This window comes from Micromonospora sp. NPDC049900, from assembly GCF_044461025.1.
GTDB lineage: Bacteria > Actinomycetota > Actinomycetes > Mycobacteriales > Micromonosporaceae > Micromonospora.
The window spans coordinates 284,813-297,670 of the sequence record NZ_JBITKM010000006.1 but is presented as its reverse complement, the minus strand read 5'-3'; the positions used below and the strand labels follow the sequence as shown (position 1 = coordinate 297,670).

Genomic DNA, 12,858 nt, shown 5'->3' with positions numbered 1-12,858 from the left:
AAATGGTTGTCAGTTTCATTAGAAGGGAAACGATCGTGACTCCACGCAGAAGCCGTGGTCTGGCCGCGGTGCTGGCCGCATCGCTGGCACTCACCGCATGCGCCGCCGAGACGACGGAGGAGAGCGGATCGCCCGCACCCGCCGGCACCGACTCGGTGCAGGATCCGGTGGCGATCACCTACGAGGGCGGCATCTACGTGCTCGACGGCGAGACCCTGCGGGTGGCGCACACCATCGCTCTGGACGGGTTCAACCGGGTGAACCCGGCCGGCAACGCCACCGGGGTCTTCGTCTCGACCGAGGCCGGATTCCAGGTGCTCGACGCCGCCGCGGGCAGGATGACCGACATCAGCTACCCCGGCGCGAAGCCCGGCCACGTCGTCCTGCACGGTGACCGCACCATCCTGTTCACCGACGGCACCGGTGAGGTGCACAGCTTCGCCTCCGCGGACCTCACCGACGGCAAGCCCGCCGCACGCCAGTACCGGACCGCGCAGCCGCACCACGGCGTGGCGGTCGAACTGCGCGACGGCACCCTCGTGGTCACCCTGGGCACCGAGGAGTCCCGCCCCGGCGCGATCGCGCTCGACAAGGACGGCAGGGAGTTCGCCCGCAGCGAGGAGTGCCCCGGCGTTCACGGCGAGGCCGTCGCCCAGGGCGAGGTCGTCGCGTTCGGCTGCAAGGACGGCGTCCTGCTGTTCAAGAACGGCGCGTTCGTCAAGGTTCCCAGCGACCGGGCGTACGGTGCCGTCGGCACCCAGGTCGGCAGCGACGACTCGCCCGTCCTGCTCGGTGACTACAAGATCGATCCGGACGCCGAGCGGGAGTTCCCGGAGCAGTTCGCGCTCATCGACACCGCCGCGAACGCCCTGAAGGTGGTGCCGATGCCCGAGGGCGTCAGCTACAGCTTCCGGTCGCTGGCCCGGGGCCCGAAGGGTGCGGGCCTGATCCTCGGCACCGACGGCAAGCTGCACGTGGTCGACCCCGCCACCGGCACCTTCACCGCCTCGTGGCCGGTGGTCGCCGCCTGGCAGGAGCCGATGAACTGGCAGGAGCCCCGCCCGGCCCTGTTCGTCCGCGGCGACACCGCCTACGTCACCGAACCGGCCACCCGGAAGGTGCACCGGCTCGACCTGACCACCGGCACGATCGTCGGCTCGGTGGAACTGCCGTCGGCCCCGAACGAGATCAGCGGGACGCTCACCGCGCACTGATCCCACGACACCCCGAACTCCGGTCGCCTCACGGACCGGCCGTGCCGCCCGGTCGGATCGACCGGGCGGCACGGTGCGCGGTCAGCCGCCGCAGCAGCCGTCGACCGAGGTCACCCCCGGCGCAGCCGGTACGCGCGGACGATCGTCTGGTCGACGCTGTTGCCCGCCCGGTCGGTGACCGAGGCGCGCAGCGACACGTACCCGCCGGAACGGGGGTGCTGGACCGTCGCGGTCCACGTCGAGCCGACAGACCGGACCGTGGCCGGCTGCCAGATCCTGCCGTCGTCGTAGGAGACCTGCACGGTGACCTTCTTCGGCGTCACCGCGCCCCCCTCGTTGCCGAGCACACGCAGCGGGATGTCCAGGCGCCCACCGGCCGGCGCGGCGGCGTCGCGGCCCAGCTTCGGATCGAACCGCACCACCATGACCGGCAGGCGTTCCCAGTCGTCCCCGGCCGGCCGGGCGGACCGGAACCGCCAGTTCAGAGCGACCTCGGTGGACAACTCGGTGAAGCTGCGCCGGGAGGAGGTCTCCAGTCGGTACGACGCCGCCGCCGGCGGCACCTCGAAGAAGCCGAAACCGGCGTCGAGCGCCCCGGTGTACTCCTCGACCAGCTCGTCGCCCCGGTAGAGCGCGGTCCGACCGGTGTCCCCGTTGGAGACACCACCGTGCCCGGCCGCGTCGCCGTGCAGCGGGATGTCGATCCGCATGAAGTCCTCGATCCGGCTCGCGCTGCTGAACGGGGTGTCGTTGCGCAGCAGGGTCGGCCCGATCGGCGCGGCGTTCCACACGTCCCGGTAGCTGCGTCCGGCCCGGTATCGCTCCGACGCGCCGTAGAGGATCTTCCGGAACTCCTCGTCGAGCTCCCCGTCGCCGCTCTGCGCCACACTGACCGCACCCGACCAGGCGGTGTCCGTGGTGCTGTGGTACTCGGTCCAGACGTCGCCGACCGGCACCGACGCGCTCGCGGTCCAGCCGTACACCCCGTCGAACTCCGCCGTCATGCTCCGCTCGACCATGTCGCCCAGGCGTTCGCCGCGCAGTTCGTGCCGTACCGTGGCCAACTCCGCGCGCCGCACGTCCTTGCGGTAGCCGGTGGGCAACCGGCCGGGGAACCCCTCACCCAGGTGATAGATGTACGGGCTACCGGCGAAACCGCCGTCGCCGTCCGGCCTGGCCCACTGGTGTGCGACGAAGCCGCTGATGTGGTCGTGGGTCGCCCGGTCACCGAGTTGGGCCGTGTAGAGGGCGTCGAACCCGCCGGCCCACACGTCGATCTTCGCCGGTGCGTTCTCGTACATGTCGACCAGCACCCCGGCCTGCACCAGCACCGGGCGGGCAGTGCGCTCCGGCACCGTCGCCGTGATCCGCTTGCCCTTCCGGGCGTCCAGCGTGACCGTCAGGTCCCGGTTCAGGTCGATCTCCGGTCGGCTCAGCACGGTGCTGCGCTCCCGCTCGCCGAACTCCTCGACGAGGCCGGTCACGGCGTAGCGGCCGGTGGGGATCCGGATGGTGGTGGGCCCGCCGGACGTGCCGTCGAGCGCCTCGTACGCCGGACCGTCGATCCCGTTGACCAGCGTCCAGTACGTGTCGGCTGCCGCCCCCGTCGAGTCGAGGTGTCGGACGGTCAGGTCGTAGCTCTCCACCTCGCGGTGCACCCCGACCGGGACGACGGTACGGCGTTCACCGGCGGTCGCGACCAGGTGCCCGCTGTAGTAGCCGTCCACTCCGTCGACGCTGGTGTCCACCGTGGCGGCCACCTCGGCGGAGCCACCGGCCGGCACGGTGACCTGCGGTGCTGCGGTGCGGAACATGCCGACGGGGGCGGCCTTGCCGTCCGGCCCGATGATCTGCCAGGTCAGGTCGAGGGTGAGCGGCTCGGTCCCGTCGTTGCGAAGGGTGACCGTCCGGGTGATCGGGTCGTCGTCGTGATGCGGCCACTGGGTGCGGCCGTACGACACGCTCGGCGGATCGGCGGTCACCGCCTGCCCGACGGCCCGCGCCACGTCGACCAGGCCCGCCCCCTGCTGGTACGCGGTGTCACCCGGCCGTGGGTTGGCCGAGCCCATCAGGGCGGACTTGAGGCGCGTCGCGTCCCAGTCGGGGTGCTGCTGCGCGAGCAGCGCCGCCGCGCCCGCCACGTGTGGCGCGGCCATCGAGGTGCCGGACTCGGCGACGTAGTGCTGGTCGACCGGTACGCCCATCACGCCCTCGGCCGCCCGGGCGGCGACGATCCCGACGCCCGGAGCGGTGATGTCCGGTTTCACGGCGTCGTCACCGACCCGCGCGCCTCGGCTGGAGAAGTCCGCGAGACTTCCGTCCCGGTCGACCGCCCCGACGGTGAGCGCGGCGTCCGCGCTGCCCGGCGAGCCGACCGTACGCGCACCCGGTCCGTCGTTGCCGGCCGAGATCACGAAGAGGGCGCCGGTCTGGGCGGTGAGCGTGTTCACCGCCTCCTCCGTCGGGTCGATCTCCGGCCCGTCCCACCGGCCGAGGCTCATGTTGATGACGGCGGCCTGCTTGTCCACGGCCGCCCAGTGCATCGCCGCGAGGATCGCCGAGTCCTCGCACCAGTCGTCGCAGACCTTGGCGGAGACCAGGTCGGCGTCCGGCGCCACACCCCGGTACTTGCCGCCGGAGGCGGTGCCCCGGCCGGCGATGGTCGAGGCCACGTGCGTGCCGTGCCCGTGCCGGTCGACCGGGTCGGTGTCCGGCACGAAGGTGACCGCCTCGCTCACCGCGTCGGCCAGGTCGGGGTGGGTCAGGTCGACGCCGCTGTCCAGGAGCGCGACGGTCACCCCGGCTCCGGTGAAGCCCGCCTCGTACGCGGCCGGCGCCCCGATCTGCCGTACCCCCCGGTCCACCGCCGGGCGGCGCTTCCCGTCGAGCCAGATCCGTTCGACGCCGGGAATGCGGTCGGCGACCTCCTCGGCTCCGGTCAGCTCCGTCCAGACGTCGGCCAGGTCGGCCTTGTCCGCGCTGACCGCGGCTCCCTCGATCGCCGGGAGCGCCCGGTCCACCCGGACCTCGCCACCGGGCACCGGCGAGCCGCCCCGTCGGGCTGCGGCCCCGTCCGGGTACGCCATGATCATCGGCAGCCGGTCGCGGGCGGCGTCGTGGTAGCCGTACTCGATCAGCTTGCTGACGTTGAACAGCCGACGGTCCAGCACGCCGGAGGCGATCAGCGGCACCGCGTCCGCGGGTACGACGTGCAACTCGCCGTCGATCCGGTGGGACCGGAAGCGCATGTCCGCGCGATCCTTCGCCGGACGGATCGTCACCCGACCGCCCCGGTCGACGGTGATCCGGTCCCCCGTGATCAGCGTGACCGTCGCCGGCTGGTGGTCGGCCCTGGCCGACGCCCCGCCGCCGAGGCCGGGTCCACCACCACCGGGCGTACCGCCCCCGCCCGGCACAGCCCAGCCGGGCTGCCCCAGCCCCAGCACGAGAGCGGTGGCCAGCCCGGCCGCACCGACCCGTTTCAGTCCTCTCATCAGACCTCCACATCAGACGATCAAGACGTAGAAGCATCATCCGGACCACTCATCAGATTCCTGTTAGGACGGTGAGTTTGCGGGCTCGGTACGGATCCGCCGCATAGTCGATCATCGGGCGCTGACGGATCCTGCCGCGTCGTCGGCCACCACCGGTGGGTGGCAGGTGATCACCCGCGCCCACTCGCTCCGCGACGAATTCCCCCACTCCCGCACCCCCGGAGCCTTCCGCACTGACCGCGATCTCACGATCTCGGGGGGTGAACGAGAAAATCTATGCTCGAAGCACTAGACATTCGCATCCGATCTGGCTAGTGTTCCTGGTGTTGACAGATGAGGTCCGAGGAAGACGCAGACGGGTAAGACCGAGCACCAAGCAGGGCCCGGAACCATCGCGGCCCGCTCGGCACAGCGGCGCCACGACACGGCACCGCAGCAGGACCTGACGCAGTTCCCGGTCAGGGGCAACACGGGCGGGGCGTTTCCCCGACCCGGCAGGACAGCTCGCCGCACGTGTGCGGGGCCATGAAGTCGCGTGGGCTCCGACACCGGCGGGCAGCACGACACATGGTGGAAGTAGAGGAAAGGGAGGGCTGAACACCGTTGGATCGCCCGCTGCCAGGAAACGGTTGCACCACTGGCGCGGACACCGCAGGTTCCATCGAACGAAAGGTGGTCTCCGGTCACGCTTATGCGATCCTCGCGCCCCACGCCGACGGCGGCAGGTGCGGATACGAGAACCCGACGGACCAGTCGGTAGATGGTGTTTCCAACCCGTAATCCCGGGCCCCGGCGCACAAGCGCCGGGGCCCTCGTCATGGAGAGATTCGTTTATGGCCCAACCCGATGACATGTTCGGCGACGACGACTACCCCGCCTACACGATGGGCCGCGCCGCGGAGATCACCGGCGCGTCACAGGACTTCCTGCGCCGGCTCGACGAGGCGAAGCTGATCGCCCCGTCCCGGTCGGCCGGCGGGCACCGCCGATACTCCCGCTACCAGTTGCGCCTGGCCGCCCGAGCGCGGGAGATGGTCGACCAGGGCACTCCACTGGAGGCCGCCTGCCGGATCATCATCCTTGAGGACCAGCTCGAGGAGGCCCGCCGGCAGAACGAGGAGTACCGGCGCCGACAGGAAGCCGACACCTGAGTCGTACCCCCGGTGAAGAATGGTGGGCATGTCCCAGCAGACCTCGCACCGGCACCATGCCCTCGACTACGTCGAGCTCACCGTCACCGACCTGGCCGACGCCAAGCGCTTCTACGCCGAGGCGTTCGGTTGGCAGTTCACCGACTACGGGACGGCGTACGCCGGCATCCACGGTCCGACCTCCGGGCCTGAGGTGGGCGGTCTGCGCCTGGACCAGCAGGTGCGGACCGGCGGCCCCCTGGTGCTGCTCTACTCGGCCGACCTGGACCGCAGCGTCGAGGCCGTCCGGAGGGCCGGCGGTGAGGTCGTCGAGGGGCCGTACGAGTTCCCGGGCGGCCGTCGCTTCCACTTCACCGACCCGAGTGGGAACGAGTTGGGCGTCTGGGCCGAGGGGTAGCGCGGCGACGCGCGGCGTCGGGAAGACCGTCACGTTCGAGCGGCCCGACGGCGGCGCCGCGTCACGACCAGGCACCGGCCGACGCGGCGTGCTCGACGTACGTGTCGAAGTCGATCGGTTCACGTCCGAGCAGCCGCCGCACGGTGTCGGTCGGCTGGGCGAGGTAGCCGGCCCGCATCCCGGCGAACATCAGGTTGAGCGCCGCCGCGTCCGCCTCCGACCAGCCCTCGGCGAGCACCTCGGTCCGGTACTCCTCCGGCGTCAACTCCACGTACCGGATGGCCCGACCGGACACCTCGGCGATCGTCGCCACCGCCTCGGCGAAGGTCAGTGCCCGGCGGCCGGACAGCTCGTACACCTGCCCGTGGTGGCCGTCCTCGGTCAGCAGGGTCGCCGCGACGTCGGCGATGTCCTGGGCGTCGACGAAGGGTTCCGGTGTGGCGTCCATCGGCAGGGCGAGGCGACCCTCGACCAGCGGCTGCCGCCACAGGTCCTCGTCGAAGTTCTGGTGGAAGTTGTTCGGCCGGATGATCGTCCAGTGCGCGTCGGAGGCACGGACCGCCTCCTCCGCGCCGAGCATGCTCGGCGAGAACTCGCGGTCGATCCTGTCGATCCCGCGTCCGGAGAGCGCCACGAAGCGGCCGACGCCCCACGTCACCGCTCGTGACACGAAGTCGTCGGCGACCGCCGGGTCCGCCGGGGCGATCAGATACACGGCCGACGCCCCCGCCACCGCGGGCTGCCAGGTGTCCGGCTGCGTCCAGTCGAAGAGCACCTCGCCCGAACGGGAAGCCGCCCGTACCCGCTCGCCGGACGCCCGCAGCGCCCGCACCAGCCGACGTCCGGTCTTCCCGGTCCCCCCGATGACGAGGATCTCGTTCGTTTCTTTCGTCATGGCCACGAGTCAACCCGCCCTCCCGTCGGCAGGACATGGCTCGTCGTACGCGCGGCATGTGCGATCGTCCGCACCCCTAGGGTGAAGCGATGGATCCGTTCGACACCCTGCTGCGGGACGTCCGCGCCGAGGGCGCCGCCTTCGGCAGGTCGGTGCTCTCGCCGTCGTGGGCGCTGCGGTTCACCGACGGCGCACCTCTGACGCTCTGCGTTCCGTTGCGCGGCGAGGCGTGGATCGTCCACCCGGAACGCGACGAGCCGGTTCGGGTCCGGGTCGGCGAGGCCGTCGTGGTGCGGGGACCACACCCCTTCGTCCTCTCCGCCGAGCCCCGGTCGACGTTCCGGCCCGACGAGGTGCGCGACGTCGACTGTCACCAGCCGCCGGGCACACCGACGGCGGAGCCGGGCACGGCCGAGCAGATGCTGCTGCTGGCCGGGGCCTACCACGTCCGGGGCCAGGCACCGCAGCGGCTGATCGGAGTGCTCCCGCCGGTGCTGGTCGTACCGGACGACCACGACTGTTCGTCGCTGCGCGACTACCTGGACTTCCAGCTCGGCGGATGCCGCCCGGGTCGACAGATCGTGCTGGACCGCCTGCTGGACTGGCTGCTGGTCTGCACCATCCGGGACTGGTTCGACCAACCCGGCGCGGCGGCACCCCACTGGTATCGGGCGTTGGGCGACGACACGGTGGGCCCGGTGCTCCGCGCCATGCACGACGCCCCGGGTGAGCCGTGGACGCTCGCCTCCCTGGCGGCCCGGGCCGGGGTGTCCCGCACGACGCTGGCGAAACGATTCACCGAGTTGATGGGTGAGCCGCCACTGACCTACCTGACCGACTGGCGGATGGCCCTCGCCGCCGACATGCTGACCGACACCACCGTGACGGTCGCCGCCATGGCGCGTCGACTCGGCTACTCGGACGCCTTCGGTTTCAGCACGGCCTTCAAACGGGTCCATGGGGTGAGCCCCAGCGAGCACCGCCGGCTCGCGCAGTCCGCAGGACAGATGGCAGCGACGATCGACCCGCCATCGACCGGGCCGGTTCCCCGGCAGACCCTGCCCCGCTGACGTGCTGCCGAACAGGCGGTCGGCCCCGACCGGCTTGGGCCGGTAAGCGGTGCGGGTGAAGGAGCAGCGGCACGTGGACGAGCCCGGCACTCCGACGGCGGTGCAGGTGGACCAGGGACGAGGTCCTGGCCTCCCGCCGCCGGCTACTTCGGGCCCACCTTCGGTCGCGCGTTCCCGACCCCCCGAGGAGTTGGTCTCCGAGTCGGCTTTCGACGAGGACCCGCAGGCGGACTGGTACGCGCGTGAGGACGAGACGCAGGACGGCCTGATCGACCTGTACCGCCGCGTCGCGGCCTTCGCGGATCAGACCATCACCGAGCTGCCGCTCGACGCGCCCGGACGGGTGTCGTGGTGGCGGCCGGAGCGGCAGGCGGTGACGTTGCAGCGGGTCATCATCCACGTGATCTGGGACCTCACGCGTCATGCCGGTCACGCCGACATCATGCGCGAGCAGCTCGACACGGCGATCGGCCTACGGCAGGACAACACCAACATCCCGACCGACTATCCGTGGCCGGAGTACCTCGCCAAGCTGACGCGACTGGCCGACCGCTTCGCCTAGCCGCTCCGGCCGGTCACCGCGCGCGGACGACGCTACGCTGGCCGCGTGCGGTTGGTCATCATGGCGGACACCCACCTGCCGAAACGTGCGCGGGATCTGCCGGCCGGGCTGTGGGCGGCCGTCGACGCGGCCGACCTCGTCGTCCACGCCGGAGACTGGGTCAGTGCGTCGTTGCTCGACGATCTGGAGCGACGCAGCGCCCGGCTGATCGGTGTCTTCGGCAACAACGACGGTCCCGAGTTGCGTACCCGGTTGCCGGAGATCGCCCGCGCGGAGGTCGGCGGTCTGCGGATGGCCGTGGTGCACGAGACCGGTCCGGCCGGTGGCCGGGAGCGGCGGTGCGCGGCCCGGTTCCCCGACTGCGACCTGCTCGTCTTCGGGCACTCCCACATCCCCTGGGACAGCGAGGCGCCCGGTGGCCTGCGACTGCTCAATCCCGGTTCGCCGACCGACCGGCGGCGTCAGCCGTACGCCACGTACCTCACCGCCGAGGTCGCCCACGGTCGGCTCGACGCCGTGACACTGCACGAGGTGCCGCGATGACGAGGGGTGGACCGGCGCACGGATCGGCATAGTCTGGGACCATGCCGAGAGCGATCTGGAACGATCTGGTCCTCGCCGAGAGCACGGACACCGTCGTGGTCGAGGGGAACCACTACTTCCCCCGTACGGCGCTCCGCGACGACCTGCTGCGCGACTCCGACACGCACACGTTCTGCCCGTGGAAGGGCACCGCGTCCTACTACACGTTGGCGCACGACGGGAAGACCAGCGTGGACGCGGTCTGGTACTACCCCGAGCCGCTGCCGGAGGCGGAGATGGTCCGGGACCGGGTCGCGTTCTGGAAGGACGTCACCGTCGTCGGGGAGGACTGACTCTCGTCACACCCGACTCACGGTTTCCGACGGAGTGCTCACCGCCACCACCGGTCGGGTGACCACCACCGCGGTCGTCCAGAGCACCACGGCCGCGCCGAGCGAGGTGACGGCCGCCGCGAGTTCCGGCATTCCCATGACGTACGAGACGAGGGACCCGACGGCCACCAGGGCGAGCGCGAGCACGGTGCCCACGTACTCGCGTTGCCGGAGGATCGCGACGAGCGGCACGAAGTGCGCCGCGACGACGACCAGGACGAGGGTGGGGATCAGCCTCGGGTGTCCGGTCGGCACGGCGACCAGGCAGACGCCGCCGATCAGCAGTCCCTGCACGACGCCGACCCGGTTGAACCGGCGCATCCAGGATGCCGACAGGCGCCGGGTGACCTGCGGTCGAGGCCGGGTCACCCCCAGGGCCAGGACGACGGCGGTGATCACGGTCGCGGCGACGAGCAGCGGGATGCGCGCGGCGGCGGGCGCGAGGTGCAGGCCGGAGACCGCCCAGAGCAGGGCGAAGCCGGCGAGGACGAGGGTCCCGGTGCGGGCCAGGGCGCGCTCGGACACGGCCACGTCATCGGTGCGCGTGCGGGTCTGTCCGGTCTCGGTCATGACGTCCCCTCCGTGGTCCGGGAGCCGGGCAGCAGGTGTCCGAGCAGGAGTTTGAGGATGAGCATCGGTGCCAACCAGGCGAGTGCCGTCGGGACCGGTGAGAGCGTGACCGCCGCGACGAGCAGCAGGGTCGCGGCCGCGAACGCGAGTGGGCGTTTCAGCGCCGGTGCGGCGGTGGCGATCAGCACGGCGGCGGCGAGGGTGCCGGCATAGAGCACGATCGCGGTCGACCACGGGTACGCGGGCAGGACGAACGCGACGACGGGCAGGTGGACGTGGGCCGCCACGAAGACCAGTTGTCGCCGGACAACGTCGACGCCGGTGTGGAATCTCCTCGACGCGGACACGGTGGCGTTCACGACGGCACCACCGAACAGGTCGAACCCGAGCACCGTCAGCAGGAGGACGATCGGCACCGGGTAGCCGGCAGCGGCGCCCACGGCCCCGGCGACGGTCGCGCCGACACCTGCGGTGAGGTAGCTGAGCCGACTTTCCGCCCGCGTGGCTCCGGGCGCGACGAGCAGGTCGTTGAGCCGCGAGACCGGACCGCGCGGCGGACTCGGGGACGTGGTCGTGGGCATGGCTGCCGTTCGCTCGGAGACGATTGGTGAACTATCGCTCAGCATAGTGAACGTTTGTGCACCCGTCGAGTTCGGGCTGCGCCGGGGGCCGGTATGAAACGGCCCGGCCCGGAGGCGACACTCAGCCGTCGGCTGGTACGGGGGCTTGGATCGCGGTGCCGGAGTACAGCCGGTCGATGGTGTCCCACCAACGCCGGAGGCCGTCGCGACCCATCGGATCGGCGCCGAGCACGTCGGTGATGCGGTCGCGCAGCAGGATGATGGACAGCTCGTGGGCGAGCAGCACGACCGCGAGCTGTGCCCGGTCCACGTCCTTCGCGACCGCGCCCGCGTCGGCCATCCGGTTCATCAGCGAGTCGGCGAACCCCTGCACCATGCGGTACGCCTCGACCGAGCGCGACGTGGTACCGACGAGCAGGTGCGCGAGATACCGGGTGGCCGCCGGGGAGGACAGCGCGTCGGCCGACGCGAGGAAGCGGTCGGGCGGACCGGAACCGGCCGTCTCGGCGAGCGCCTCCAGCGCGTTGCCCAACACGCCCAGCACGTGCGCGTCCACGGCGGCGACGAGGCCCTCCCGCGACCCGTAGTGCTTGATGATGAGCGACTGCGAGACGCCCGCGCGCTCCGCCACCTGCTTGAGCGACGCCGCCGCCGGCCACTGCTCGCCGAAGAGTTCCAGAGCGGTGTCCCGAATGATCGCCTTCGCGGTGCGATCCGCGGGTGCATACATGTTCACCACGGTAGCAACCCGGGGCGTCGTCAGGCCGGGCCGGCAGTGCCACCGGCGTCAGGTCAGCGCCTCGGCCATTCGTCGTACTCCTTCGGTGATCAGCTCCGGGGTGGTGCCGAGGTTCAATCGCGCGTGTCCCGCTCCCCCGGTGCCGAAGACGGGGCCGGGACTGAGCGCCACCCGGCCGCGATCGAGGAAGGTCGCGGCGGGGTCGTCGCCCAGGCCGAGGGCGCGGCAGTCGAGCCAGGCCAGATAGGTGCCCTCACCGGGGCGGTAACGGACCGTGGGAAGGTGTTCGGCCAGCAGCCGGGCGAGGAGACGACGGTTCTCGTCGAGGTCGGCCAGGAGGGCGTCGAGCCATCCGACGCCGTCCCGGAGGGCGGCGACGTGGGCCAGCACACCGACGTGGCTGGGCCCCTCGTTGACCCAGGCGGGGACGCGGGCGAGATCGTCGACCGCCGCGGGTCCGGCGACGGCGACGGCAGCCCTGAGACCGGCGAGGTTCCACGCCTTGGACGCGGAGATGACCGAGAAGCCGTTCTCGGCGCCGGGCACGCTCAGGTACGGCGTGAACCGCGCCCCGGCCAGCACCAGCGGCGCGTGGATCTCGTCGGCCACGACGCGGACACCGTGACGGTGGGCCGACGCGGCGACCTCGGCGAGTTCGTCGGCGGTGTGCACGGCGCCGGTCGGGTTGTGCGGGCTGCACAGCAGGTACGCGGGCCGGGAGCCACGTCCCGCCGCGCGCCGGAACGCGTCGTCCAGGACCGCCATGTCGATCCGGCCGTCCGCGCCGAGCGGGGCCTCCTCGATGGGGCGGCCGGTGCGCCCCACCACCTGGTAGAACGGCGCGTAGACCGGGCAGTTGACCACGACGGCATCGGTCGGGCCGCAGATCACGTCGAGGACCTCGACGATGCCGCTCATCACGTCCGGGACCATCGTGGTGCGGTCCACGGCGATGCCGTCGAAGTCCCACCGGTCGCGGGCGAAGTCGGCGAACGCCTCGGCGTAGGCGGTGCCGGCGGGGTAGCCGGTGTCGCCGCGCCGGACAGCCTCGGTGATCGCGTCGACGACCGGCCCGGCCAACGGCGCGTCCAGCTCCGCCACGAACATCGGCAGCACCTCGCCCGGGTGGGCGCGCCACTTCTCGCTCGTGCGCTTCCGGAGCTGATCCAGGGTGAGCTGCCGCAGAGGTGTGGGCTCGGAGGTCACGACACCGAGACTAGTGACTCGATCTTCCGGCAGCGCCGACGGTCGACGGTGTCCGGTATGGTGCT

At 71.6% G+C, this 12,858-nt stretch carries 12 protein-coding genes and 1 pseudogene; 7 read left to right on the top strand and 6 right to left on the bottom strand.

From position 1 onward, the window contains the following. Positions 1–35: 35 nt before the first annotated feature. Positions 36–1,214, top strand: a complete 1,179-nt coding sequence (gene aztD / locus ACIBMZ_RS16830; protein ID WP_396694631.1) for a zinc metallochaperone AztD — start codon at positions 36–38, stop codon at positions 1,212–1,214. A 110-nt stretch (positions 1,215–1,324) separates the two neighbouring features. Here the strand turns inward: aztD and ACIBMZ_RS16825 are convergent, their stop codons facing one another. Beyond that, on the bottom strand, positions 1,325–4,708 hold the full coding sequence (locus tag ACIBMZ_RS16825) for a S8 family serine peptidase (protein ID WP_396694629.1): 3,384 nt from the start codon (positions 4,706–4,708) through the stop codon (positions 1,325–1,327). An 833-nt stretch (positions 4,709–5,541) separates the two neighbouring features. Between ACIBMZ_RS16825 and ACIBMZ_RS16820 the strand changes: the two genes are divergently transcribed. Further along, a complete protein-coding gene (locus ACIBMZ_RS16820; protein ID WP_396694627.1) occupies positions 5,542–5,859 on the top strand; it encodes a MerR family transcriptional regulator in 318 nt (105 codons plus the stop codon). Between the two features lie 28 nt (positions 5,860–5,887). Next, positions 5,888–6,256, top strand: coding sequence for a VOC family protein (locus tag ACIBMZ_RS16815; protein WP_396694625.1), 369 nt, complete (start codon positions 5,888–5,890; stop codon positions 6,254–6,256). A 61-nt stretch (positions 6,257–6,317) separates the two neighbouring features. Here the strand turns inward: ACIBMZ_RS16815 and ACIBMZ_RS16810 are convergent, their stop codons facing one another. After that, the gene (locus tag ACIBMZ_RS16810; RefSeq protein WP_396694623.1) at positions 6,318–7,151 is read right to left on the bottom strand and encodes an NAD(P)H-binding protein; all 834 of its coding nucleotides are present in this window, start codon (positions 7,149–7,151) and stop codon (positions 6,318–6,320) included. A gap of 89 nt (positions 7,152–7,240) precedes the next feature. On the opposite strand from ACIBMZ_RS16810, the gene ACIBMZ_RS16805 reads away from it, so the two are divergent. The 4 genes and pseudogenes from ACIBMZ_RS16805 (at position 7,241) to ACIBMZ_RS16790 (ending at position 9,658) form a co-directional block, all read left to right on the top strand. Continuing rightward, positions 7,241–8,221, top strand: a complete 981-nt coding sequence (locus ACIBMZ_RS16805) for an AraC family transcriptional regulator (protein ID WP_396694621.1) — start codon at positions 7,241–7,243, stop codon at positions 8,219–8,221. A 135-nt stretch (positions 8,222–8,356) separates the two neighbouring features. Continuing rightward, a pseudogene (locus tag ACIBMZ_RS16800) lies at positions 8,357–8,783 on the top strand (DUF664 domain-containing protein); the annotation flags it as partial. A gap of 45 nt (positions 8,784–8,828) precedes the next feature. Continuing rightward, entirely contained in the window at positions 8,829–9,326 is a 498-nt protein-coding gene (locus tag ACIBMZ_RS16795) for a metallophosphoesterase family protein (RefSeq protein WP_396694619.1), read from the top strand. Between the two features lie 41 nt (positions 9,327–9,367). Continuing rightward, entirely contained in the window at positions 9,368–9,658 is a 291-nt protein-coding gene (locus ACIBMZ_RS16790; protein WP_396694617.1) for a DUF427 domain-containing protein, read from the top strand. A gap of 6 nt (positions 9,659–9,664) precedes the next feature. Here the strand turns inward: ACIBMZ_RS16790 and ACIBMZ_RS16785 are convergent, their stop codons facing one another. The 4 genes from ACIBMZ_RS16785 to ACIBMZ_RS16770 all read right to left on the bottom strand — a co-directional run bounded on the left by ACIBMZ_RS16785 (position 9,665) and on the right by ACIBMZ_RS16770 (position 12,793). Continuing rightward, the gene (locus ACIBMZ_RS16785) at positions 9,665–10,267 is read right to left on the bottom strand and encodes a hypothetical protein (RefSeq protein WP_396694615.1); all 603 of its coding nucleotides are present in this window, start codon (positions 10,265–10,267) and stop codon (positions 9,665–9,667) included. Then, positions 10,264–10,848, bottom strand: a complete 585-nt coding sequence (locus tag ACIBMZ_RS16780; RefSeq protein WP_396694613.1) for a hypothetical protein — start codon at positions 10,846–10,848, stop codon at positions 10,264–10,266. The genes ACIBMZ_RS16785 and ACIBMZ_RS16780 overlap by 4 nt, the downstream gene beginning before the upstream one ends. Positions 10,849–10,969: 121 nt before the next feature. Next, entirely contained in the window at positions 10,970–11,578 is a 609-nt protein-coding gene (locus tag ACIBMZ_RS16775) for a TetR/AcrR family transcriptional regulator (protein WP_396694611.1), read from the bottom strand. 57 nt (positions 11,579–11,635) lie between these two features. After that, positions 11,636–12,793, bottom strand: a complete 1,158-nt coding sequence (locus ACIBMZ_RS16770; RefSeq protein ID WP_396694609.1) for a MalY/PatB family protein — start codon at positions 12,791–12,793, stop codon at positions 11,636–11,638. Positions 12,794–12,858 lie beyond the last annotated feature (65 nt).